The 22,255-nt window shown below is 48.0% G+C and carries 23 protein-coding genes; 9 read left to right on the forward strand and 14 right to left on the reverse strand.

From position 1 onward, the window contains the following. Positions 1-12 precede the first annotated feature (12 nt). The 3 genes from sucC to metE form a co-directional block, all read right to left on the reverse strand. Positions 13-1,173 (reverse strand): ADP-forming succinate--CoA ligase subunit beta, encoded by a 1,161-nt coding sequence (sucC, locus tag ABD980_RS10580; RefSeq protein WP_260649767.1) that lies wholly within the window; start codon positions 1,171-1,173, stop codon positions 13-15. Between the two features lie 73 nt (positions 1,174-1,246). Continuing rightward, positions 1,247-1,807 (reverse strand): DUF2889 domain-containing protein, encoded by a 561-nt coding sequence (locus tag ABD980_RS10585; protein ID WP_345371589.1) that lies wholly within the window; start codon positions 1,805-1,807, stop codon positions 1,247-1,249. Positions 1,808-1,999: 192 nt separating this feature from the next. Beyond that, positions 2,000-4,297: a 5-methyltetrahydropteroyltriglutamate--homocysteine S-methyltransferase gene (gene metE, locus ABD980_RS10590; RefSeq protein ID WP_345371591.1), complete on the reverse strand. Its 2,298-nt coding sequence runs from the start codon at positions 4,295-4,297 to the stop codon at positions 2,000-2,002. A gap of 129 nt (positions 4,298-4,426) precedes the next feature. On the opposite strand from metE, the gene ABD980_RS10595 reads away from it, so the two are divergent. Beyond that, positions 4,427-5,344 (forward strand): LysR family transcriptional regulator, encoded by a 918-nt coding sequence (locus ABD980_RS10595; RefSeq protein WP_260649763.1) that lies wholly within the window; start codon positions 4,427-4,429, stop codon positions 5,342-5,344. Here ABD980_RS10595 and recX read toward each other — a convergent pair. Continuing rightward, the gene (gene recX, locus ABD980_RS10600) at positions 5,318-5,851 is read right to left on the reverse strand and encodes a recombination regulator RecX (protein WP_345371593.1); all 534 of its coding nucleotides are present in this window, start codon (positions 5,849-5,851) and stop codon (positions 5,318-5,320) included. The genes ABD980_RS10595 and recX overlap by 27 nt on opposite strands. Before the next feature lie 3 nt (positions 5,852-5,854). After that, the gene (recA, locus tag ABD980_RS10605; RefSeq protein WP_260649761.1) at positions 5,855-6,937 is read right to left on the reverse strand and encodes a recombinase RecA; all 1,083 of its coding nucleotides are present in this window, start codon (positions 6,935-6,937) and stop codon (positions 5,855-5,857) included. A 253-nt stretch (positions 6,938-7,190) separates the two neighbouring features. On the opposite strand from recA, the gene ABD980_RS10610 reads away from it, so the two are divergent. Continuing rightward, entirely contained in the window at positions 7,191-8,087 is an 897-nt protein-coding gene (locus tag ABD980_RS10610; RefSeq protein ID WP_345371595.1) for a recombination-associated protein RdgC, read from the forward strand. Here the strand turns inward: ABD980_RS10610 and ABD980_RS10615 are convergent. Together ABD980_RS10615 and hemN are read right to left on the reverse strand one after the other, a co-directional pair. Then, on the reverse strand, positions 8,084-8,773 hold the full coding sequence (locus ABD980_RS10615) for a Crp/Fnr family transcriptional regulator (RefSeq protein WP_345371597.1): 690 nt from the start codon (positions 8,771-8,773) through the stop codon (positions 8,084-8,086). The two genes, ABD980_RS10610 and ABD980_RS10615, sit on opposite strands and share 4 nt — an antisense overlap. A 12-nt stretch (positions 8,774-8,785) precedes the next feature. Beyond that, on the reverse strand, positions 8,786-10,189 hold the full coding sequence (gene hemN, locus ABD980_RS10620) for an oxygen-independent coproporphyrinogen III oxidase (RefSeq protein ID WP_345371599.1): 1,404 nt from the start codon (positions 10,187-10,189) through the stop codon (positions 8,786-8,788). Between the two features lie 185 nt (positions 10,190-10,374). Between hemN and ABD980_RS10625 the strand changes: the two genes are divergently transcribed. From ABD980_RS10625 to ABD980_RS10655, 7 genes are all read left to right on the forward strand, one after another. Further along, positions 10,375-13,293: a monovalent cation/H+ antiporter subunit A gene (locus tag ABD980_RS10625; RefSeq protein ID WP_345371601.1), complete on the forward strand. Its 2,919-nt coding sequence runs from the start codon at positions 10,375-10,377 to the stop codon at positions 13,291-13,293. Then, positions 13,293-13,637 (forward strand): Na+/H+ antiporter subunit C, encoded by a 345-nt coding sequence (locus ABD980_RS10630; protein WP_260649753.1) that lies wholly within the window; start codon positions 13,293-13,295, stop codon positions 13,635-13,637. The genes ABD980_RS10625 and ABD980_RS10630 overlap by 1 nt, the downstream gene beginning before the upstream one ends. Then, positions 13,637-15,256: a monovalent cation/H+ antiporter subunit D gene (locus tag ABD980_RS10635; protein WP_260649751.1), complete on the forward strand. Its 1,620-nt coding sequence runs from the start codon at positions 13,637-13,639 to the stop codon at positions 15,254-15,256. Before ABD980_RS10630 ends, ABD980_RS10635 begins: the two co-directional genes overlap by 1 nt. Further along, complete coding sequence (locus tag ABD980_RS10640; protein ID WP_345371604.1) at positions 15,253-15,735, forward strand: Na+/H+ antiporter subunit E; 483 nt, start codon at positions 15,253-15,255, stop codon at positions 15,733-15,735. Before ABD980_RS10635 ends, ABD980_RS10640 begins: the two co-directional genes overlap by 4 nt. Next, positions 15,732-16,013: a K+/H+ antiporter subunit F gene (locus tag ABD980_RS10645; RefSeq protein ID WP_260649747.1), complete on the forward strand. Its 282-nt coding sequence runs from the start codon at positions 15,732-15,734 to the stop codon at positions 16,011-16,013. Before ABD980_RS10640 ends, ABD980_RS10645 begins: the two co-directional genes overlap by 4 nt. Continuing rightward, entirely contained in the window at positions 16,010-16,399 is a 390-nt protein-coding gene (gene mnhG, locus ABD980_RS10650; protein ID WP_260649745.1) for a monovalent cation/H(+) antiporter subunit G, read from the forward strand. The genes ABD980_RS10645 and mnhG overlap by 4 nt, the downstream gene beginning before the upstream one ends. 74 nt (positions 16,400-16,473) lie before the next feature. Then, complete coding sequence (locus ABD980_RS10655) at positions 16,474-16,914, forward strand: hypothetical protein (RefSeq protein WP_345371608.1); 441 nt, start codon at positions 16,474-16,476, stop codon at positions 16,912-16,914. Here the strand turns inward: ABD980_RS10655 and ABD980_RS10660 are convergent. The 7 genes from ABD980_RS10660 to ABD980_RS10690 all read right to left on the reverse strand — a co-directional run bounded on the left by ABD980_RS10660 (position 16,877) and on the right by ABD980_RS10690 (position 22,255). Next, positions 16,877-18,001, reverse strand: coding sequence for a sensor histidine kinase (locus ABD980_RS10660; protein WP_345371610.1), 1,125 nt, complete (start codon positions 17,999-18,001; stop codon positions 16,877-16,879). The two genes, ABD980_RS10655 and ABD980_RS10660, sit on opposite strands and share 38 nt — an antisense overlap. A 5-nt stretch (positions 18,002-18,006) precedes the next feature. Next, a complete protein-coding gene (locus ABD980_RS10665) occupies positions 18,007-18,678 on the reverse strand; it encodes a response regulator transcription factor (RefSeq protein WP_345371612.1) in 672 nt (223 codons plus the stop codon). A gap of 28 nt (positions 18,679-18,706) precedes the next feature. After that, positions 18,707-19,135 carry an ExbD/TolR family protein gene (locus ABD980_RS10670; RefSeq protein WP_260649739.1) on the reverse strand — a complete coding sequence of 143 codons (429 nt, stop codon included), beginning with the start codon at positions 19,133-19,135 and terminating at the stop codon, positions 18,707-18,709. Between the two features lie 8 nt (positions 19,136-19,143). Further along, the gene (locus ABD980_RS10675; RefSeq protein WP_345371615.1) at positions 19,144-19,995 is read right to left on the reverse strand and encodes a MotA/TolQ/ExbB proton channel family protein; all 852 of its coding nucleotides are present in this window, start codon (positions 19,993-19,995) and stop codon (positions 19,144-19,146) included. Between the two features lie 9 nt (positions 19,996-20,004). Then, positions 20,005-20,871 carry an energy transducer TonB gene (locus tag ABD980_RS10680; protein ID WP_345371617.1) on the reverse strand — a complete coding sequence of 289 codons (867 nt, stop codon included), beginning with the start codon at positions 20,869-20,871 and terminating at the stop codon, positions 20,005-20,007. Positions 20,872-20,975: 104 nt separating this feature from the next. Further along, positions 20,976-21,977 (reverse strand): ArsA family ATPase, encoded by a 1,002-nt coding sequence (locus tag ABD980_RS10685; protein ID WP_345371619.1) that lies wholly within the window; start codon positions 21,975-21,977, stop codon positions 20,976-20,978. Next, positions 21,977-22,255 carry a cory-CC-star protein gene (locus tag ABD980_RS10690; protein ID WP_300647021.1) on the reverse strand — a complete coding sequence of 93 codons (279 nt, stop codon included), beginning with the start codon at positions 22,253-22,255 and terminating at the stop codon, positions 21,977-21,979. The genes ABD980_RS10685 and ABD980_RS10690 overlap by 1 nt, the downstream gene beginning before the upstream one ends.

Genomic DNA, 22,255 nt, shown 5'->3' on the forward strand with positions numbered 1-22,255 from the left:
AATCCTTTCCGGTTATTTGGCAGCCGCCACAACTTTGGTTGCTGCTTCGGCCATGGTGTCAGCACTAATGATAGGTAAACCAGACTCGGCCAACATTTTCTTACCTTGCTCTTCGTTGGTTCCTTTCATACGTACCACAAGAGGTACATCTAAGTTCACCGCCTTGCACGCTGCGATTACCCCTTCGGCAATCACATCACAGCGCATAATACCGCCAAAAATATTCACTAAAATGGCTTTTACATCATCGTTTTTCAACATGATTTTAAAAGCTTCAGTCACTTTTTCTGCGGTAGCACCACCACCAACGTCCAAGAAGTTTGCAGGCTCACCACCAAATAGCTTAATGGTATCCATGGTAGCCATCGCCAAACCAGCGCCGTTCACCAAACAACCGATATTGCCATCCAGTTGGATATAAGCTAAATCAAATTTGCTGGCCTCTACTTCTGCAGGATCTTCTTCGTCTAAGTCACGGTACTCAAGGATTTCAGGCTGACGGAACAGTGCGTTCGTATCAAAGTTGAATTTTGCATCCAACGCCATGATGTCGCCCGAGCCAGTCAAAATCAATGGGTTGATTTCAGCCAACGAAGCATCGGTATCCCAGTAAGCCTGATACAGTTTTTTGAACTGATCGGCTGCTTGTGCTTGCGAAGCCTCAGGAATACCAATTCCTGCTGCAAGCCCCATAGCTTCTTCGGTAGTTAGGCCCGTAGCTGGATCCACAAAAACCTTGAGAATTTTCTCAGGATGAGTGGCCGCTACCTCTTCGATTTCCATACCACCTTCGGCAGAGGCCATCACGCATACGCGCTGCGACTCACGATCCGTCACAATACCTACGTAGTATTCTTTTTTAATATCCGCGCCGTCTTCAATAAGCAAACGACGTACTTTTTGTCCCTCGGGACCGGTTTGGTGTGTGACCAGCTGCATCCCAAGAATTTCGTTAGCGAGTTGCTTAACCTCGTCCATTGAGCGAGCTAATTTCACCCCGCCACCCATACCACGACCGCCGGCATGAATTTGCGCTTTAACAACCCAAACTGGGCCCCCTAGCTTTTCGGCCGCAGCAACTGCTTCATCGACGGAAAATGCAGGAATGCCTTCTGGCACCGCTACACCGTACTTTCTTAACAGTGCTTTGCCCTGATATTCATGAATTTTCATTTAGTACCTGTCAGTCTAAGAACACATTAAAAAAATTGCTCATTTGCTGCGTTGCAACAAACAAGCAAAAACACTACGTATCGGGCTTCTCGTACCACTTAGGATAGTAAACCCGAACAATATCACCATCTGCACGTAAGGCATGACACCCATCAATATGAAAGGGGCGTTTATCCTGCTGCTGTGTTGTTGCCTTGATTCGATTCAAGCGAGTAGCAATCCCCTGCACCGCAGCAGTAGGCAAGACGTTCGTAAGTTCTGTCATATGCGTACAACCATATCGCCCCGCCAAGCGCGCACGCACATCGTGCCTAAATCCACGTAAGAGATTTAGACCGATCAATTGTCGATAGTCATCAGCGATAGTGGCACAGACTTTATAAGGCGCCGCTTCGTATTGAACCGCGGCATCTACAATGGTGTAACTGTCGTCGATAGTAATACGCAACAGCATATGGTGAACCGGCTGCCCTGCGGGATGTACCCCACCTTCGAATAGGGGAAAATCATACGATTTGGTGTCAACCAAGACAGCATCTAGATCCCACAGACCATCCTCTCGCTCAAATACCTCTACGGTCACAGCCCGTTTATGTAAAGGCGAGCGTTTCACTGATGTGGTTGGCAGAGACATACAGAAAACACCTAAGCAAAGACAAACAACAAAAACCAGTTAAGTATAACGCACCTACCCCCTAAGGCTGCAATTTTCCTCACTTTTGTCAGCAATATGTCAGCCTATAGGGTGAATTCCACAAAAAAGCCCCTTTTCCATGACCATATCATGGCTAAGGGGCATAATAAGCTTTAACCCTATAGCTTTAGGCTATAAGTGTTGGCGTAAATAACGTGCAGCGGCAACCATTTCTAGCAAAGCCGCCTGGGTTTCAGGCCAACCTCGCGTTTTTAAGCCGCAATCAGGATTCACCCATAATCGCTCTGCAGGGAGCTTTTGTGCAGCTTTTTGCATTAAGCTAACCATCCACTCTTGCTGTGGAATATTAGGCGAGTGAATATCATACACGCCAGGGCCAATGTCATTCGGGTAATGAAAGTCTTCAAACGCCTCTAACAACTCCATATTAGAGCGTGAGGTTTCAATCGTAATGACATCCGCATCCATGGCCGCAATGGCTTGCATGATGTCATTAAACTCGGAATAACACATATGAGTGTGAATCTGCGTACTATCTTTTACTCCACTAGTGCTAAGGCGGAAGCAATCCACTGCCCATTGCAAATAGGCCTCCCAGTCAGCACGGCGCAGCGGCAGCCCTTCTCGAATTGCAGGCTCATCAATTTGAATAACTTGTATCCCCGCTGCCTCTAAATCTAATACCTCATCACGCAAAGCCAACGCTAACTGCTGGCATGTCTCTTTGCGAGGCTGATCATCACGCACAAAAGACCATTGCAGCATTGTCACCGGACCAGTCAACATCCCTTTTACTGGCAGCGTTGTTAGAGATTGTGCATAAGCCGACCAAGCCACCGTCATAGGCGCGGGACGTAACACATCACCAAAAATAATCGGAGGTTTGACACAGCGCGAACCATAGCTTTGCACCCAACCATTTTGAGTAAAAGCAAAACCAGCAAGCAGTTCACCAAAATACTCAACCATGTCATTACGTTCTGCCTCGCCATGCACCAACACATCGATGCCTATTTCCTCTTGGAAGCGAATGACGCGCTCAATCTCTGCTTGGATGGCTTTTTCATACGCCGCATCGCTCACATTCCCCTCTCGCCAATCGCGTCGTAACTGACGTATTTCTTTGGTTTGTGGAAAAGACCCAATAGTTGTAGTGGGAAAAGCCGGCAAATTTAAATGTTTTCGTTGCACGTGAATACGCTCAGCAAAAGGCGTACGAGTACGTGAGATCTGATCTATTTTTTTCAGCTTCGCTCGCAGCTCAGGGTTATGCGTACGTGCTGAATGTGCGCGACTTTGCAAAGCAGATCTCTGTGCAAGCAGATATTTCTGATCTGCGTCCGAAACCGTCCCCTCTAAAAGCGCGATCAATAAGCGCAACTCTTCCAGTTTCTGCACAGCAAAAGACAGCCAGCTTTTTAATTCTTCATCTAGACCCGTTTCACTGCTTACATCCACCGGCACATGCAACAACGAACAAGAAGGAGCGATCCAAAGTCGCGATCCGAGCTGCGCACGCACCACTTGTAATTGGCGACTTAACGCATCCAGGTCTGAACGCCAAATATTACGCCCATCAATCGCCCCTACTGACAGCACCTGATCTGCCCCTAAGGCTTCTACTACAGCGTTTAGCTGTTGAGGTGCGCGCACAATATCAATATGCCAACCAGCGACAGGAAGCTGTTTTACCGTATCAATATGATGCGCAATACTTTCAAAATAAGTCGCCACCAGTAATTTAACAGGGCTTTGTGCTAGCTGCTCATAAGCAGTCGCATAGGCTTGTAACCAAGCAGGAGGTAAGTCCAGTACTAAAGCCGGCTCATCCACTTGCACCCACTCCACTCCCTGGGCTGCTAAGCGTTCGAGTATTTCTATATACACCGTAAGCAAAGCAGGTAATAGCTGTAATTTAGCCACATCCCCCGCCCCCTCACTAAAACTATCCCCTTTTGATAACCACAACCATGTTAATGGTCCTGGAATCACAGGTTTAACCTCAAACCCGGCTTGCTGAGCTTCAGCCACCTGATCAAATAAACTTTCGCGTGCAAGATAAAAAGACTGATTCGCCTCTAACTCTGGCACAATGTAGTGATAATTCGTATCAAACCACTTCGTCATCTCGCAAGCGGCTGCAGGCTGCCCTTGAGGGGCTCGACCACGCGCCATCCGAAATAACGTATCCAAATCCACACTGCTTCCGACTGGATGCTGAAACCGTGCCGGCACCACCCCTAAGGTTGTGGTCCACTCTAAAATGTGGTCATACCAGGCAAAATCACCCACTGGTACCCATTTAACCCCAGCCTCGTGTTGCAGCTGCCAATGTGCTTGGCGTAGTCGTGCGCCTTCTTGTTGCAAAGCTTCTTGCGACAGCTCTTGATTCCAATATGCCTCTACCGCTTTTTTTAGTTCGCGCTGTTTACCAATGCGCGGAAAACCCAGATTATGAAAAACAGTCATATACCTAAACCCCATAAGCAAATAAGGAAAATGCAATTAAGCAACCCATACTTACTATTGTCTAGGATATATGCCAAAATAAAAAATCAAATCCCACAAACATTATATGAATAAAACTCAACTAAAATCATGCTTGAAATTCGTCATCTTGAAACGCTGAGCGCTATTCGTGCCACCGGAAGCCTCCAAGAGGCGGCTGAAACCTTGCACGTCACCCAATCCGCTTTATCACATCAGCTACGCGACCTAGAGGTCCGACTCAAATTACAACTGTTAAACCGACGCACACGCCCAGCGCGCCTAACAACAGCAGCTTTGCGCATTTTGGCCCTTGCCGACGAGGTACTACCTAAAATTCGGGCAACAGAACGCGAACTACAACGCTTAGCGGCTGGTCGTACAGGTCGGCTTTATTTAGCCATAGATTGCCACTCTTGTTTCCAATGGCTCATGCCCACCTTGGATCAGTTTCGTGCCGATTGGCCTGACGTTAGCCTAGATCTTTCTGCCGCTTTTTCTTTTGCACCATTGCCCGCGCTATTACGCGGTGACTTAGACATGGTGATCACCTCTGACCCTCAACCTCTGGCTGGAATCGACTACACCCCTTTATTTCGCTACGAGCTCGTGTTGGTGATGGCTGCCAAACACCCTTTAGCCACGTATGCTTATATTGAACCGGAGCAGTTGGCAGATCAAACACTTATTACTTATCCCGTAGAAAAACAACGCTTAGATATTTTCACCCAGTTTTTAGATCCCGCCGACATCGAACCCGCGGAAATCCGCAAAGCAGAACTAACTCCCATCATTATGCAACTGGTCGCCAGTTTACGAGGTGTTGCCAGCCTTCCTAATTGGGCTTTAGCTGAATATCAACAAAACCCGTGGCTACGCACGGCCAAATTGGGAGAAAATGGGATTTGGCGCACACTCTATGCAGCCAAACGGAGTGAAGATAGCGATGCAGACTATATGGTGGCGTTTTTAGAACAAGCCCAACAGACATGTTTTCAGCACTTAAAAGGAATCGTTAAAGCGCTCTAAGATACGGCGTAACACCCCCGATCCAAATCCACGGTTTGCCATAAAACGGTATTGTTTTGCATAGGCTTTTTGATCGGTGGGCGCTTGGCCAAATTTCCGTTCCCAGATGTCATAAGCTCGCTCAAACTCCGTTTCTTTTAGGTCAGTCTGTGCCGCTTGAATATGGTTTTCATCTACACCATGTTGACGCAATTCTTGCAATAAGCGATACGTGCCAAATTTATTGGCGCGTCGATTAAGATGACTACGCACAAAGCGCTCATCGGATTGCCAATTTTGTTGCGCAAGCTCATCGAGCAAGCTATCTACCTGATCTGGATCCTCGGCGTGGCGTAATAGCTTGCGCCGTAACTCCACACGAGAATGCTCGCGCCTAGAAAGCAGGTCGATCGCACGGGCTTTCAGTGAGGGACCTGCTTTTTTCGGTGCAGGTGACGGAGTTTGAGCAGAGGTGATTTCCAGCTGCTCAAAGTTCTCGTCATCCTGAAAAAACTCCCAATTAGACATATATTATTTTTCGTCTTCCGCCGCCTTTGTTTCAGGGGTAGAAGCTACTGGAGCTTCTACGGGCTCCAGCAATGTAATGCCATGATGGGCTCGTACTTTGTTTTCAATATCACGCGCCATATGAGGATGCTCTTTAAGGTATTCGCGTGCATTGTCTTTGCCTTGGCCAATGCGTGTGCCCTCGTAGCTATACCAAGCACCTGCTTTGTCCACAATACCCGCCTGTACCCCTAGGTCAATGATCTCGCCTTCACGTGAGATGCCGCCCCCATACATAATATCGAATTCAGCCTGTTTAAAAGGTGGAGCCACTTTGTTTTTAACGACTTTAACCCGCGTTTCGTTACCAACCACCTCATCGCCACGCTTAATTGAACCAATACGGCGAATATCCAAGCGCACAGAAGAGTAAAATTTTAGCGCGTTTCCACCAGTAGTGGTTTCAGGGCTGCCAAACATCACCCCAATTTTCATGCGAATTTGGTTGATAAATATCACCATGCAATTAGCACGTTTAATTGTTGCAGTAAGCTTACGCAATGCTTGGCTCATGAGGCGAGCTTGCAAGCCCGGTAGCGAATCACCCATATCACCTTCGATTTCGGCTTTGGGGGTTAAAGCGGCTACCGAGTCTACGACAATTAAGTCCACCGAACCGGAACGCACCAGTGCATCTGTAATCTCTAGCGCTTGCTCGCCCGTATCGGGTTGGGAAATAAGCAAATCATTTAAATTTACACCAAGCTTGGCGGCATACTGAACATCTAACGCATGCTCAGCATCCACAAAAGCACATGTACCACCTAGCTTTTGCATCTCTGCGATGACTTCAAGCGTCAGGGTGGTTTTACCTGAGGATTCGGGGCCATAGATTTCAATGACCCGACCCCGAGGTAGACCTCCCACCCCTAAAGCGATGTCTAAACCTAAAGAGCCAGTGGAACAAACTTGAATATCATGCTCAACTTGATTGTCCCCGTAGCGCATGACGGAGCCTTTGCCAAACTGTTTTTCAATTTGAGACAGTGCAGCAGCTAAGGCTTTTTCGCGTTCGGCAGCAATGGCTTTATTGCGCTTATCATCCATGTAAATGTCCTTTAGAGTTAGGGGCATGCCCCATTCCAGTAAAAACCTATTATACTGTATAAATATACAGATATCTACTTTCTATGCCTACATGTTGGCATAGATACGATTCATTTTGCACCCTAAGCTTAGCGCATTTACATTATTTTATCTGTACGCATTATTCACCATAGGTAAAAAGTACCACCCCTTACCCGTCACTTAGCATTTATGCGTACAATGCTTTTTTATTCTTAAATTTTCTTGCAGCATTATGTGGTTTAAAAATTTACGCTTTTTTCGCCTCCATCCTGACTGGGATGCCGAGCACATTGACGACGCTATTGCTAGCCAAGCCTTTACTCCCGGTAGTAGCCAAGACCCTGTCAGCATAGGTTGGGCACCCGTACAAGAAAACGCAGATTTAGTACATCGCGTTAATGGGCAAATCCTTCTTTGTGTTAAAGCAGAAAAAAAACTGCTGCCAACCACTGTAGTTAATCAAATTGCTCGTGCCCGCGCCAAAGATAAAGAGGCAGAACAAGGCTATAAAGTAGGCCGCAAGCAAATGAAAGAACTCAAAGAGGATCTTATTACTGAGCTTCTGCCACGTGCTTTCAGCATAGAAAGGCTAACTCACATCTGGATCGATCCTGAAAACCGCTGGTTGGCTGTGGATGCTGCCGCTGCTGCGACTGCCGATGAGGTTATGGGCTTATTAGCCAAAACATTTACCCTTTTTCCTGCTTTACCCGTTTATACCGAACTAGCCCCTACCACAGCCATGACTGGCTGGCTCGCTCAAGCCGAGGCTCCCTATCCATTTAGCATTGATCAAGATGCAGAGCTGCGCGCCAGCGGAGACAGCAGAGCGGTGATTCGTTATGCCCGTCACAGTCTAGACAACGAGGAAATCCGACATCATATTTCTCAAGGTAAACAGTGCACCCGTCTTGCACTGACGTGGGCCGACAAAATCTCTTTTGTACTTAGCGATGGCTTAGAGATCAAACGCTTAGCAGCAACGGATTTATTAACTTCAACACAAGACCCCCATTACGAGGACGAAGCGCAAGCCTTTGATGCGGCCTTTTTCCTCATGTGCAGTGAGCTAAATCATTTATTACAAGAACTACTAAATGCCCTGGGTGGCGAAAAGGCTGAAGCCTAACGATGATATTCGCAGAGGCCATCGACATCTAAAAACATAATATGACGCCCGTCCACCGCTATAAAACCGCGGCTGGACAGGTCATGCAATATACGCGAAAAATGCTCAGGGGTTAAATTTAGTGCTGCCGCAATTTGCGCTTTAGAACAATGCAGCGTCGTTTTCACCCCATTTTTCAAAGGCAAATCCCCAAGCAAGTAACAAATAACGCGCTGAGTGCCTGAATGCAAATTCGCTGTTAACACATCCCCCAACAGCTGATGCAAACGCTCACTCAGTGTCGCCAATAAATGTCGCATTAAAGCCGGCTGTTGCGCTAAATAACCAAAAAATGCCTCAGCAGTAATCTTTAGCACTCGCACCGAATCCAGTGCTATGGCATCTACGCGATAAACACTGTTCATTAATAGGTAAGCGTCTCCGGCACTCTCACCTGCTTTAAGGCAATTGAACACCTTTACCTTGCCTGCTGGTGAGCGCATTTGTAACTGCACCTGACCACTATCTATAACATAAAAAGCGTCACAGTGACCCCCACGCTTAAACAAAAACTGCCCTGACTCAAATTGCAAAAATTCCGACTGAGCAAAAAGCTGTTTTAACGCATCTGGGCTCCAACCTTGAAATAAAGGATGTGCCGCCAACCGTTTAGGTGAAAGTAAAAGCGCTTCAGACATCAAGGACATGATGACCCCTAGTTAAATCAAACGTGAATAGGTAGCTGCTGTCGCCTGAGTCAGGTAGGCATCAAATACCATACTAATGGCGCGTACAAATAATCGCCCCTTAGCAGTGATCTGAATATGATGTGCGTCGGCCTGTATTAAACCCGCTTCCTGATAGGGAGCTAAAACGGCACGTTCTGCGGCAAAATGCTCAGCCACATCCAACTGATAGCGTTGGCTAAGCGAGGCAAAATCCACACGCATGCTACACATTAAAGTCATGATAATTTCGGCGCGAAGCTCATCCTCAGCACTCATCACCAACCCTCTAAATGTTGCCAACTGGCCAGCCTCAATGGCTGAGCGATAAGATTTGAGCGAGCGCTGATTCTGTACATGCGTACCACCGACCTTGCCAATTGCCGATACCCCTAGACCAATCAAATCACTTTGTGCTCGTGTCGTATAACCTTGGAAGTTACGATGTAAACTTCCATCTAAGCGAGCTTGGCTCAACTCGTCTTCAGGTAAAGCAAAATGATCTAAACCAATGTACTCATAGCCCGCGTCCAATAAACGCTGGGCCGCCATCAAAAAAATCGCCAATCGTTCATCAGCTGAAGGTAATAAGTCAGCATTAATCAAACGCTGTGCTTTAAAACGCTGTGGTAAATGGGCATAGTTATAAAGAGCAATACGGTCTGGTCGCAAAGATAATAGCGCTTCAACTGTTTGTGCAAACGTCTCTTGTGTTTGATTGGGTAACCCGTAAATCAAGTCCGTATTAATTGACTCAAACCCTGCAGCTCGACTTGCCGCCATGGCCATTTCTACCATTTCTAAGGGTTGAACGCGATTAATCGCTTGCTGAACCTGAGGATGAAAATCTTGCACCCCAAAGCTCGTACGATTAAACCCCAGCTCTGCTAGGTAAGAAAGAGTCTCAGCATTTACCGTACGCGGGTCAATCTCGATACCTAGCTCTGCGCTAGGTTCGAAATGAAACTGCTGCTGAATCCCCTGCATTAGCCGTTTAAGCTCTTCAGCGGGTAAAAAAGTCGGTGTGCCTCCACCCAAGTGCAGCTGCCCTGTTAAACGCTGCTCACCCAAATAAGGCGCTAGCAGCTGTAATTCCTGTAAAACCGTATCAACATAATGGCGCGAACGACTTTGATCCTGAGTAATTATTTTATTACAGGCACAAAAATAACAAAGTGAAGCACAAAAAGGCAGGTGAACATATACCGAATACGGGGGCGGGCTGACAAATTGCTGACGATGAGTTAAAGCCGTTATATAATGATCCGAGCTAAAGTCGTCTTGAAAGCGATCTGCGGTAGGGTACGAAGTATAACGTGGTCCCGAACGATCAAAACGTCGAATCAACTCCTCTGAAATCTGTACCGTATCAAGAGGTTCGGCTATTTCACCCATCATAAAACTCCAAATGCCTATAAAAAACGATTTTCTGTTTCCTATTATGACGTTTTTTAACTTTCCGCCTCTTGATATAGGTCAAGCCCACTTTTGCTGCCAGCCTCCGCTTTACGCTTTTTTTGTCATCACTCATGACAAACACCGTATGATTGACGTCTAAACTCCACTTTCTTACCGAGAGCCTGATGTACTTGCTCATAATTTTGGCCTTACCCTTTGTTGGCAGCCTAATTTCCTCACTACTTCCCGCCTCTCAACGAAAACTTCACGCCCTGTTGGCGGGTGGGGTCGCCTCTGTCTGCGCTGCCATTACCCTGGCTTACGCCCCTGCGATTTTTCAAGGGCAGATCATTCAATTTTCCTCAGCGTGGATCCCTGCTCATGGCATCGATTTCACCCTGCGTATGGATGGCTTTGCTTGGCTATTTAGCCTAATTGTGAGCGTAATGGGCGCATTGATTGCACTGTATGCCCATTATTATTTATCCCCGCAAGACCCTGCTCGACGCTTTTTTGCTTTTTTACAAGCCTTTATGGGCTCCATGTTAGGGGTGGTCATATCCGGCAACCTGATCCAACTTGTGGTATTTTGGGAGCTAACCAGCCTTTCCTCGTTTATGCTCATCGCCTATTGGTACCATCGCCGTGATGCGCGTCGTGGTGCCAGAATGTCTCTGGTAATCACCGGAGGCGGCGGGTTGTGTTTACTTGCTGGGGTGCTTATGCTGGGTCAAGTAGCAGGTAGCTATGATTTAAGCACTGTGCTGGCCACACGCGATGTGGTGCAAGCGCACCCATGGTATCCCATTTTGCTGGCGCTAATTGCGCTGGGTGCACTAACCAAAAGCGCACAATTCCCCTTTCATGTCTGGTTACCACGCGCCATGGCCGCCCCCACTCCGGTCTCAGCCTATTTACACTCTGCCACAATGGTAAAAATGGGGGTGTTTTTACTAGCACGGTTCTGGCCTATTATGGCTGGCACAGCCGCGTGGACGTGGGTAATTGGCGGTGCTGGTCTAATCTCTTTAACTTTAGGCGCTTACGTTGCCACCTTTCAGCGGGATATGAAAGGCGTTTTGGCCTACTCCACAATTAGCCATTTGGGCTTAATTACTCTGTTGCTGGGGCTAAGCACACCAATGGCCTTAGTCGCCGCCATTTTCCATATAATTAACCACGCTACTTTTAAAGCTTCTTTATTTATGGCGGCTGGTATTGTGGATCATGAAAGCGGTACACGTAACTTAAACCGCCTTTCTGGCTTACGCCACTATATGCCTATCACGGCTACCCTCGCTGCTGTAGCCGCAGCGTCAATGGCAGGCGTTCCGTTGCTTAACGGATTTATTTCTAAAGAAATGTTCTTTACCGAAACCATGTTTGCCGGCACTGGCAACTGGTTTAGTCAAGCACTTCCTATCGTAGCCGTGATAGCAAGTACCTTTAGTGTGGCTTACTCTTTGCGCTTTATCAGCCAAGTCTTTTTTGGCCCCCCAGCCAAAAACTTGCCTCGCACTCCTCATGAGCCCCCCCGTCTCATGCTCATTCCCAGCGCACTGCTGGTCTTTATCTGTTTAATTGTGGGGATTTTTCCAGCATATACCGTTGGTCCGCTGTTACATACGGCGGTGTACTCAATACTAGGAGTACAAACCCCAAACTACAGCCTACATGTTTGGCACGGCTTTAATCTACCCTTACTCATGAGTGTGATCGCCACCCTAGGCGGCATTGGGCTCATTTGGCTCTTAAATCGTTATCGCAAAGGTCGCTCAGACCGAGCCCCCTTTATTTACCAAATTAACGGGCGCCGTATTTTTGAATGGCTGATGGGTTGGATTGAAGCCGGAGCAGATGCGGTTATCCACTACACCTATTCCGATCGCTTGCAGCGACAAGTGCTTCTTATCATTCTAGCCACGGTGGGCGTAAGCATATGGGCATTACGTTCAGGCAATTGGTTTAATGTGCAGCAGCTCACTACACCCGACCCACTTTTTGCTTTGATGTGGGTAGCAGGAGCCGCCTGTGCAATCGGAGCAGCGTACTATGCCAAATTCCACCGCCCCGCAGCCCTCCTGTTATCTGGTGGCGCTGGCTTAGTCACCAGTCTTAGCTACGCCTGGCTATCCGCCCCTGACCTGGCCTTAACCCAGCTTGCTGTAGAGGTAGTAACCGTTGTCTTAATTTTATTGGGATTGCGCTGGTTACCTAAACGTGTACCACTACCAGATGGTCTAGGTATTTCTAAGGCGCGAGCTCGCTTTAGGCGCTCCAGAGACGCGGTGGTTGCCGTTCTTGGCGGCAGTGGGATTGCCGCACTGGTGTTTGCATTACTGAGCCGTCCGCATCCCGAGGGCGTGGCCCCCTTTTTGGTGGAAAAAGCCTTGCCTTTAGGAGGTGGAGCAAACGTCGTTAACGTAATCCTTGTGGATTTCAGGGGCTTTGATACCTTTGGGGAAATTACCGTTCTTGGTGTGGTCGCCCTAAGCGTGTATGCCCTCTTACGACGCTTCCGCCCACCGGTAGAAACAGTCGCCGCCCCTCTTGCGCGTCGTCAAAATCAAAGCGACGCCTTGCAAACAACCTTCGAAGAGCCTGATCCCAACGCCATTTTGCCCGAGGGCATTATGAAACTTCCCGCTGTGCTAGTGCGTTTGCTTTTACCTATTGCTGCTCTAATATCAGTCTACTTTTTATTACGCGGCCATAATTTACCCGGTGGTGGCTTTGTGGGCGGCCTGATCATGGCCACAGCGATTATTTTGCAATATATGGTAGGCGGTGTCGTGTGGGTTGAATCTCGCCCCTTAATCCAACCCCAAACATGGATTGCATTAGGTATGCTTACCGCCGGCTCTGCCGCTATGCTAGTTTGGCTTTATGCTAAGCCTTTTTTATCCGCTCAAAGCTGGAACCTAACCTTACCGCTTATAGGTACGATTCACACCTCCAGCGCGCTATTATTTGATATTGGCGTCTATATGCTAGTTGTGGGTTCAACCGTCTTAATGCTCGTTGCGATTGCTCACCAGTCTTTACGCTTTTATCGCAAGCTTCCTTCCATCCAAAAAGCCTTACAACAAAAGCAGGAGTCCTGATGGAAATTATCTTATCGTTAGCCATCGGTATTTTAGCCGGATCAGGAATTTGGCTCGTATTACGACCCCGTACTTTTCAATTCATTATGGGCTTGTCATTACTGTCCTATGCCGTCAACCTGTTCATTTTCGCCATGGGGCGTATTCATCTTGGTACCCCTCCCGTGATTTCTACGGAGCTAGGAGCAGATCCTAGCTTATATGCAGACCCTTTACCCCAAGCGTTGGTGTTGACTGCTATTGTTATTGGCTTTGCAACAACCGCTTTATTTTTAGTGGTGCTTTTAGCTAACCGCGGCTTTACTGGCACTGACCATGTGGATGGACGCGAGGAACAAGCTTAATGTGGCAGCAACATCTTCCTATTTTTCCTATCGCCATTCCACTGATGACCGCAGCACTTATGCTGCTGCTCAAAGACAAACACCGCCCTTTTAAATTAGCTTTAGGGACCCTGTCTTTAGCCTTGCAGTTTTATGTGGCAATTACCCTGTTAGGCATGGCTGATGGCTCGATTGCGACCAGTTGGCTACATGGCGTAGGAGTCTACCTATTGGGGGACTGGCCTGCTCCTTTTGGTATTGTCGTCGTCGTTGACCGGCTTGCCGCCATGATGCTTGTTCTCACGAACTTACTCGCTGCGGCAACCTGGTGGTATGCAACGGCTCGTTGGGATCGTGCTGGGGTACACTTCCACCCACTTTTTCAACTGCTTATTATGGGGCTAAATGGCGCCTTTTTGACCGGGGATCTTTTTAACCTCTTTGTCTTTTTTGAAGTCTTTTTAGCCGCCTCTTATGGACTAATGTTGCATGGCTCAGGTCGCGACCGCGTGCGCGCCGGTCTACATTATATTGCGGTCAATTTAATTTCCTCATTTTTATTACTTATTGCTATCGCATTAATTTACGGTATTACCGGTACCTTAAACATGGCTGATCTCGCCGTCAAAGCTGGCTATCTGTCCGGTGCTGACCGTTTGGTTTTTGAGGCAGCCGCAGCCATACTAGGTGTTGCTTTTCTGATTAAAGCTGCCGCTTGGCCTTTGAACTATTGGTTAATCGATACCTACGCGAATACCAGCGCACCAGTAGCTGGCATGTTTTCCATCATGACCAAAGTCGGTATTTATGCTTTGCTGCGGATTGGCTCGTTACTATTACCTACCGGCGCGCCGGCTGCTTTTGGTGGAGAATGGATGTTCCCTGTCGGGATTGCTACCTTAGCTTTTGGCTCCTTAGGTATGCTCGCCGCACACCAGCCTGAGCGCATGGCAAGCTATTGCATTATTATTTCCTCCGGTACGCTACTAGCCGCTTTAGGAATGCCTGGGGTGATTTTAACCGGGCCCGCTTTATATTACTTACTAAGCTCCGTTCTAGCTCTGGGCGCATTTTTTATGCTGCTAGAAATGATTGGACGCGTACAGCATTTTGGTTCTGACTTATTAGCTGTAAGTCAAGAGGCCTTTGATCTGGCCGATCCTGAAAGCGAAGATAGCTCCGACGATGTAGTTGGTATTGCCATTCCAGCCGCTATGGTGTTTCTTGGCATGTCTTTTATTGCTTGCGCACTGCTTATTATCGGCCTTCCGCCGCTATCTGGCTTTGTTGCTAAGCTCTCGCTATTATCTGCTGCATTAAAGTCCTCTGGAGCCACCAGTAACGCATGGATTCTTACTGCTACAGTATTGCTGTCCGGCTTTATCGGTATTATGGCATTGTCGCGCACGGGGATTCGACTCTTTTGGAGCTTTAGTGATCTCAATATTCCTCGGCTCCGTTTGAGTGAAGCCTTGCCCGTAGCAGGCCTTATCGTACTTTGCGGTCTTTTAGCCATGCGCGCAGGCCCCATCACCAACTACCTAGAACAAACCGCCGCCTATTTGGATCAACCCAATCAATATATTTCTGCTGTACTGGCGCGTGATCCTATCCGTTCTGTGGGAGTAGAGGCTCCATGAAATACTTACGCTTTACCTTTTTACCCCTACTTTTATTTTTCTTATGGCTCTTGCTTAACGGGTTTTCTACCGCCCACGTCGCGCTCGGTGCAGTTTTAGCCATCGCCTTAAGCGTAGCGGCAATTCCTTTCCGCCCTATACGTGCCACCCTATCGCATCCTTTTCTAGCCCTGCGTTTATGTTGGCATGTCGCCGTCGATATCGTGAAATCCAACTATGATGTGGGTCGTATTGTCCTCTTTACCCAACGCGCCGAGCCCACCCCTGGTTTTTTACCCATTCCATTAACCTTACGCGATCCACATGGGCTAGCCGCTTTAGCTTGTATTATTACTTATACCCCTGGGACCGTTTGGGCGGGTTTTGATGAAAGCACCCATACATTAACCTTGCATATTCTTGATTTAAAAGACGAGCAGTTTTGGCTGGATACGATTCAGAAACGTTACCAAGGACCTTTAATAGAGATTTTCGAATGAGCATCTATATTTACTGGGCGAGCTTATTTGCACTACTATGCTACACCCTAGGCATGGGAATATCCGCTTACCGCTTACTCACAGGACCAACGGCTGCAGATCGTGTCTTAGCATTAGATACAATGTATAGCAATGGGCTAATGGCGCTACTTGCTCTAGGCTTGCGCTTTGACTCCACCCTCTATTTTGATATTGCTCTTTTAATTGCTTTATTTGGCTTTGTTGGCTCTGCCGCGATGGCTAAATTTTTACTTCGGGCCGAGGTCATCGAACCATGACAACCTTTCCTCTTTGGCTTAACCTGCTTATCGCTTTACTGATCGCACTCAGTGGAATAATCACCTTAGTAGGCACTCTGGGTTTAGTTAAGCTGCGTCATTTTTACTCTCGGATGCACGCCCCCACTCTGGGTAATACCTTAGGCGTTTTCTGTATGCTTGTGGCCTGTGCTCTAGTTGCCAGCTTCAGTACGCAAAAACTCTTAATTTACCCATTAATCATTACAGTGCTTTTAGTCATTACCTCTCCTGTAACGGCCATTTTGCTAATGCGCGCCGCAATTAAGCGCGAGCTTCGACAACGCATGGCTGACTATGCTCCTGATGAGCCAGGTCATATGGATATGCCTTTAAAATCCAAAGGGGAGCCCCCATCTCATACATAACTGACTGCAAGTGCTTACTTTAGGTTACGCGTAGCCTTGTTACACTTTAATGATGTTCAACCAGATGGAGTTTTATGATGAAAAAAATTGCTATGGCACTCAGTGCTGCCACACTCGCTTTTGGTTTTGCGACATCCAGTCACGCTCAGCCTATTGATCCTCAGCAAGCCTACCAAGAGGCCATGGCTCAATGTGAGATGCTCAGCGGTGATGCAAAAACGAACTGCCGACGGGATGCGGGTGCAGCGCTGCAACAAGCAAAACGCAATCCAAAGCAGCACGTCGATGAACAAACTTTAGCTCGTCATCGCACAGCGCGATGTCAAGCCCTACCAGAGCATTTACGCGAAGACTGCTTGGCGCAAATGACAGGTCAGCATGAAACTCAAGTCTATGGGTCCGTAGAAGGTGGCGGTATTTTACGCCAAACAACAATTACCATACCGGGTGAACCCTATCAGCCAGCACAACCTGCTGTTATTGAGTCCTCTCCGACTCCATCCCCGGTTCAATAACAGGAAAACGTCGTCTAAACCCTGTGCCCCTACGGGGGCCTGGAAAGACCACGCTAATACGTGTTCCCCTAAAATGCGGGCGGCTAATTAAATTCCAACCTGCTCCGTGTGCCAAAGCGATTTCTCGTACAATAGCTAAACCAAGCCCCGAACCATCGCTTTGTGAGCTATCCGTCCCACGATAAAATGCCTCGAATAACTGGCTTGCTTGATTTAAGCCTATTCCCACTCCGTCATCCTCTACACTTAAAGTAGGGGGATTCGCACTAACCCGTAACGTAATCCTCTCTTGCGCTTGAGCATAACGTAACGCATTATCAATTAAATTGCCTAAGAGCTCATCTAAAAGCAACGGATCCGCATCAACCCATACTGGCTGCTCAGGAGCAGATAGCTCCAGTCGTAAATCATGCTGATACGTAGCAGCTAGCCATTCGGCCCCACTAGTGCGTGCCCACTCACATAAATCCAAACGAACAAAGCAATCTTGAGGGCTCGCCGCAGAGTCCGCACGTGCTAACACAAGTAACTGTTGCCCTAATCGAATCATACGCTCGGTGCTTTGCTTAATGCGTTGAGCCTGTTCACGCAGATCCTCTGGTAACGGTTTGGTGAGCATCAGCTCAGACTCTAAGCGTAAAGCGCTTAGTGGTGTACGTAGCTGATGCGCGGCATGCGCAATAAAGCGCTTTTGCGCGGCAACGCTTTGATCCAGACGCACTAATAACTGGTTAAACTGATCAACCAAAGGCCGTAACTCTGCGGGTAAATCTGCTGCGCTCAATGGTTGGAGCGACTCTGGATCCTGCGTTTGAATATCCTGCCCTAAACGCTCTACGGCTCGTAGACCGGATTTCAGCCCAGCGATTAACACCCAGCCAAAAAGTGCCACCCAAAGCAACTGGCTCAACAACATAGTCCAAAAAATATCACGTAAGAGCCAGTCCTCTAAGTGCATACGACTAGTAAGCACCCATGTCACCGCCAAATCTAACAATACTAATAAGGCGATGGGTGGAAACAAGCGTATCATCAAGTGCCGCGCTAAGCTGTTTTTACGTAAAGAGTTACGAATCTGTTTAACCATAGCGTTTAACGCTGGGGGACTTCGAGCGCATAACCAAAACCACGCACCGTCTGAATCAACACCCCAGTATGCTCTAAGCGCTTACGCAATCGATACACATAAACCTCAACGGCGTTATCACTAAAGTCCGTTGAGCGGTCGGATAAGGATTGAATGATTTGCTGTTTCGTGACGACTTTACCGGCACGCTGCATCAGCAGTTCTAATAAAGAGAACTCGCGCACCGATACATTGAGGCGCTGCCCCTCGAACAGTAGCTCTTTATTTTGTGTATCTAAACGCAAAGGCCCTGCCTCAAGAATATGTTGTAACTGGGCGTGATGACGCCGCCCTAAAGCACGGACCCGTGCAGCTAACTCTGCCAGCTCAAAAGGCTTAGTCACATAATCATCGGCGCCCGCATCTAAGCCTGCCACACGATCCTCGAGGGCATCCCGCGCTGTTAAAATCAATACAGGAACCGTATGCCCCGCTGCACGTAATTGGCGCAACGCTTCTAACCCACTTAGCTGTGGCAGATTTAAATCCAAAACCAATAAATCAAAACGCTGTTGCTCACATTGCAAAAGCAGCTGATCACCTTGGGTAATCAGCTGCGCTTCATGGCCTTGGGCTTGCATAAAGTCACGCAAAGCGGGACCTAGGACCCGGTCATCTTCAATAATTAGTACTCGCATACTGCGATTTTATACCGAGTCGCTCATTTTAGGGAGCTGGCGTATCAGGACGTGTCACAAAACCCAAGCGTGTTAGTCCCGAGGCTTTGGTTCGACTCATAACCTGTGCTAATAGCTCATAGCGGGTTTCCTGGTCAGCTCGAATCCTTACCTCCGGCTGCGGCGTATCTTGGGCAAAGGGTTGCAACGTCGTCGTTAGGTCTTCTAAGGCAACCTCTTCATTGTCCAAATATAAAAGCCCCTCGGGCGTAATCGCCAAATCCAGGTATTTTTTTTCATTTTCAACAGGTTGTGCGCTGGCCTGTGGCAGCTGTACCGAAATAGAATGCGTCAGCAAGGGGGCGGTGATCAAAAAAATCACTAATAACACCAGCATCACATCAATCAACGGCACCATGTTGATTTCTGCGTTGGTATGACTCTGTGAGCCCCCCCGATCAAAACTTCCAAACGACATAATGGCCTCTATTTTGTATTGGGTTTACCGTTTCCATCCGACACTTGCTGGCCCGTGGTCAAAAAGGTAAATAAGTCATGGGCGAAAGCATCCAGCTGAGCTAAATACACACGGTTGGTACGCACAAAAGCGTTGTAAGCTAATACGGCTGGAATCGCGACGGCCAAGCCAAGTCCGGTCATGATCAATGCCTCGCCCACTGGGCCGGCAATACTATTGAGTGCTACCTCGCTAGACAGACCAATATTAATCAACGCGTGATAAACCCCCCACACAGTACCAAACAAACCGACAAAGGGCGCCGTCGACCCAACCGAAGCCAACAAGGTTAACCCATTTTCTAAACGTGCGGTTTCCTCATCGATCACTTTACGCATGATGCGGGTAATAAACGATTCGGTTGAACCTTTTTCCTCTAAGCGCAAAGCTCCATATTTCGCATGATGACTTTGAGCATGAATCGCATGACTAGCCAAATGAGAAAACGGTTCGTTGGCCCCATGTGTTGCGATTTCATTTTTTACCTGCTCTAAGGAGCTAGCGGCCCAAAACTCACGCAAAAACTTTTTAGAGCGACGTTTTAAGCGGAAAGAAATAAAGCCTTTTACTAAAATCAAATACCAGCTTGCGATAGACATGATGACTAACACCGCAAAAAGGCTTTTACCAACCCAATCACTTTGAGCGATAAAATGTAGCATGCCCCCCTCTTGTGCTTGCGCTTGTGAAAGCGCCATGGGCGCCGAGCTGGTCTCGGTCAGTTGTTGAGTGGCCTGCTGTAAAGGCTGTTGTAAGTCAGTCGTTGCATCATTGATTTGGGCTAATCCTAACAATAACGCATCAAATAGCTCCTGCATCATGCCTGAGTCCTATAAAACAAAATCAAAAGGAATATCTGCCATGGCTTTATACGCAATGCCATTTTCGGTATAGGGTTTAAATTTTACTTTGCGCACCGCGGTTAAAGCGGCTTGATCCAAACGCTCATGTCCTGATGAGCTTTTTACCCAAACATCCATCACCGTGCCTTGGGGAGAAATCAAAACACGCACGATGACCTTGCCCTGCTCATTTCGACGCTGCGAAGCACGTGGATAAACAGGCCGTGGCGGCGCCCCCAAGTAATTCACTTGCCCAACCACCCGTGGACGATCTGGGTCAACGGCTTTAGCCTGCTGCCCACCTACTGCTTTATCCATTTGGCTACGCTCTGGCGCGGTGGCTGGCTGCGCTTTTTCTGCCACAGGGACATTTGGTTTAGGTTGCGGCTTAGGCGCAGGCTGAGGTTTAGGTTTAGGCTCGGGTTTGGGCTTAGGTTCCGGTTTGGGCTTAGGTTCCGGCTTGGGCTTAGGTTTTTCTACCACTGGCTCAGGAATAACCGGATCCTCTACGACCGGCTCGGGCTCGGGCTCTGGCTCTGGCTCGGGTTCAGGTTCAAATTCGGGCTCTGGCTCTGGCTCTGGCTCCGATTCAAATTCAGGCTCAATCTCCTCTTGAGTAGCTTCTTGAATTTGCTCTGCTAGTTGTTCCGCCGCCACATGCTCTTCGAATTCATTTAAATCAAATAGACTAACGCCTATTACCTCTTCCTGAGCAGGCTCCCCTACCATTTTTGGTGCGGACTGATGCAACATAAATGCAAACACCCCAGCATGCAGACTAACTGCTGCCGTTAAGCCAGTGATTTTTAACCAAAGACGAGAGCGTTCCAACGAATGATGAGAGGGGTGTGGCATACCTACGCCTACAAATAGTCATATTTACAGGCGCACTAAAGCACGCCAACCAAAGCGCCATCTTAGCAGTAATGATAATAGTTATCAATACCATTTAATAAATACTAAGTACTAAGCTGGTCACCAAGAGCGTGCAATGCATCTAAGCCAACAATTTCCTGATCTTGTAGCGGAAGCTGGCGTAAAGGGTATCCAGCAAACCGCTGCTGAATATCGGCTAAATAGGTTTGTTGTCGCTGCAAATGAGACTGCCAAAAAGCCTCGCCCAGCGTAGAAGGTAATACCCGATTAATCACTAGCCCTGCCACTTGCACCCCAATATCCGTTAGCGCCTGTACGGCCCGATCTGTTTCCAGTACAGGCAATCGCTCGGGGGTAAGAACAAAAACAAAAGCGCTTTGTGTAGCATCATGCAAAATACGGCGGGCTCGATGAAATAAGCGTTGACGCGCTAATAAGGTAGAAGCCAACTCTTGGCTTTTTGAATCTAAACCAGAGTCGGTGTTTTGGTGCGGATCTGAAAGCACGTGTGCTACATCACGCTGTGGAGTCAAATGAGAAAGCACCTTCGCTAACTGCTCTGAGCGCTGATTGTGTTTTAATAATCCATCCGTCCAAGCGGCGATAATTTCGGGTAAGCTCAATAAGCGTAAGGTATGTCCTGTGGGCGCTGTATCAAAAATAATCAGATCATATTCGTCTAACCCGGTATCCAATAAGTTTGCCATCCGCTCCAAGAGCGCTGCCTCCTGCGCTCCGGGCGATAGGCGGGACAAACGTAAATGACGTTGTAATTCATGGATTTGATCAGGCCCTGCAAAACGACGCATTTGAGCCAGCACCCGATCCAAATACGCATCGACCTCTTTTTCTGGGTCTAATTCTAAAGCGTAAAGATTAGGAGTCAAATGTACAATGGCCGCCCCAATAGAGCGACCAAACACATCCGCTAAACTATGAGCCGGATCGGTAGAAACCAGTAAAACCCGCTGTGTCTGCGAGGCGCGTAGTGCTAGTGCCGCCGCCACCGTTGTTTTACCGACGCCACCTTTACCGCCAATGAGTAAAACCCGCTGTTGAAATAATGATGATATGTTTAATGACATCAACAGCACCTGAAGTGATCTAATGGCGAACGCTCCATACCCATTCGAAGATGCCAATCATGGAACCGCTGCAATAAAATCGGTTGTAGTTCCAAGGTATACCACGAAGCGGGATTCGGTACGCCCATCATTTCAGAAAAAACCAATAACATAAATAGGTCGTCCTCCTCGCGTTTTGCCCGCGCAATCGCGGCACGATAAGGAGCATTATAGTATTGCGTACCCAGTGTATTGGCTTGCTCACACCAATGTTTAAGCCGTGACCAAATCCCGTCCAT

It is taken from the genome of Paenalcaligenes hermetiae (assembly GCF_039543645.1).
Taxonomy (GTDB): domain Bacteria; phylum Pseudomonadota; class Gammaproteobacteria; order Burkholderiales; family Burkholderiaceae_B; genus Paenalcaligenes; species Paenalcaligenes hermetiae.

Excerpts from the sequence above, each read along its gene's own strand:
- sucC (WP_260649767.1), bottom strand. The coding sequence starts at position 1,173 with ATGAAAATTCATGAATATCAGGGCAAAGCACTGTTAAGAAAGTACGGT.
- ABD980_RS10585 (WP_345371589.1), bottom strand. The coding sequence starts at position 1,807 with ATGTCTCTGCCAACCACATCAGTGAAACGCTCGCCTTTACATAAACGG.
- metE (WP_345371591.1), bottom strand. The coding sequence starts at position 4,297 with ATGACTGTTTTTCATAATCTGGGTTTTCCGCGCATTGGTAAACAGCGC.
- ABD980_RS10595 (WP_260649763.1), top strand. The coding sequence starts at position 4,427 with ATGCTTGAAATTCGTCATCTTGAAACGCTGAGCGCTATTCGTGCCACC.
- recX (WP_345371593.1), bottom strand. The coding sequence starts at position 5,851 with ATGTCTAATTGGGAGTTTTTTCAGGATGACGAGAACTTTGAGCAGCTG.
- recA (WP_260649761.1), bottom strand. The coding sequence starts at position 6,937 with ATGGATGATAAGCGCAATAAAGCCATTGCTGCCGAACGCGAAAAAGCC.
- ABD980_RS10610 (WP_345371595.1), top strand. The coding sequence starts at position 7,191 with ATGTGGTTTAAAAATTTACGCTTTTTTCGCCTCCATCCTGACTGGGAT.
- ABD980_RS10615 (WP_345371597.1), bottom strand. The coding sequence starts at position 8,773 with ATGTCCTTGATGTCTGAAGCGCTTTTACTTTCACCTAAACGGTTGGCG.
- hemN (WP_345371599.1), bottom strand. The coding sequence starts at position 10,189 with ATGATGGGTGAAATAGCCGAACCTCTTGATACGGTACAGATTTCAGAG.
- ABD980_RS10625 (WP_345371601.1), top strand. The coding sequence starts at position 10,375 with ATGTACTTGCTCATAATTTTGGCCTTACCCTTTGTTGGCAGCCTAATT.
- ABD980_RS10630 (WP_260649753.1), top strand. The coding sequence starts at position 13,293 with ATGGAAATTATCTTATCGTTAGCCATCGGTATTTTAGCCGGATCAGGA.
- ABD980_RS10635 (WP_260649751.1), top strand. The coding sequence starts at position 13,637 with ATGTGGCAGCAACATCTTCCTATTTTTCCTATCGCCATTCCACTGATG.
- ABD980_RS10640 (WP_345371604.1), top strand. The coding sequence starts at position 15,253 with ATGAAATACTTACGCTTTACCTTTTTACCCCTACTTTTATTTTTCTTA.
- ABD980_RS10645 (WP_260649747.1), top strand. The coding sequence starts at position 15,732 with ATGAGCATCTATATTTACTGGGCGAGCTTATTTGCACTACTATGCTAC.
- mnhG (WP_260649745.1), top strand. The coding sequence starts at position 16,010 with ATGACAACCTTTCCTCTTTGGCTTAACCTGCTTATCGCTTTACTGATC.
- ABD980_RS10655 (WP_345371608.1), top strand. The coding sequence starts at position 16,474 with ATGATGAAAAAAATTGCTATGGCACTCAGTGCTGCCACACTCGCTTTT.
- ABD980_RS10660 (WP_345371610.1), bottom strand. The coding sequence starts at position 18,001 with ATGGTTAAACAGATTCGTAACTCTTTACGTAAAAACAGCTTAGCGCGG.
- ABD980_RS10665 (WP_345371612.1), bottom strand. The coding sequence starts at position 18,678 with ATGCGAGTACTAATTATTGAAGATGACCGGGTCCTAGGTCCCGCTTTG.
- ABD980_RS10670 (WP_260649739.1), bottom strand. The coding sequence starts at position 19,135 with ATGTCGTTTGGAAGTTTTGATCGGGGGGGCTCACAGAGTCATACCAAC.
- ABD980_RS10675 (WP_345371615.1), bottom strand. The coding sequence starts at position 19,995 with ATGATGCAGGAGCTATTTGATGCGTTATTGTTAGGATTAGCCCAAATC.
- ABD980_RS10680 (WP_345371617.1), bottom strand. The coding sequence starts at position 20,871 with ATGCCACACCCCTCTCATCATTCGTTGGAACGCTCTCGTCTTTGGTTA.
- ABD980_RS10685 (WP_345371619.1), bottom strand. The coding sequence starts at position 21,977 with ATGTCATTAAACATATCATCATTATTTCAACAGCGGGTTTTACTCATT.
- ABD980_RS10690 (WP_300647021.1), bottom strand. The coding sequence starts at position 22,255 with ATGGACGGGATTTGGTCACGGCTTAAACATTGGTGTGAGCAAGCCAAT.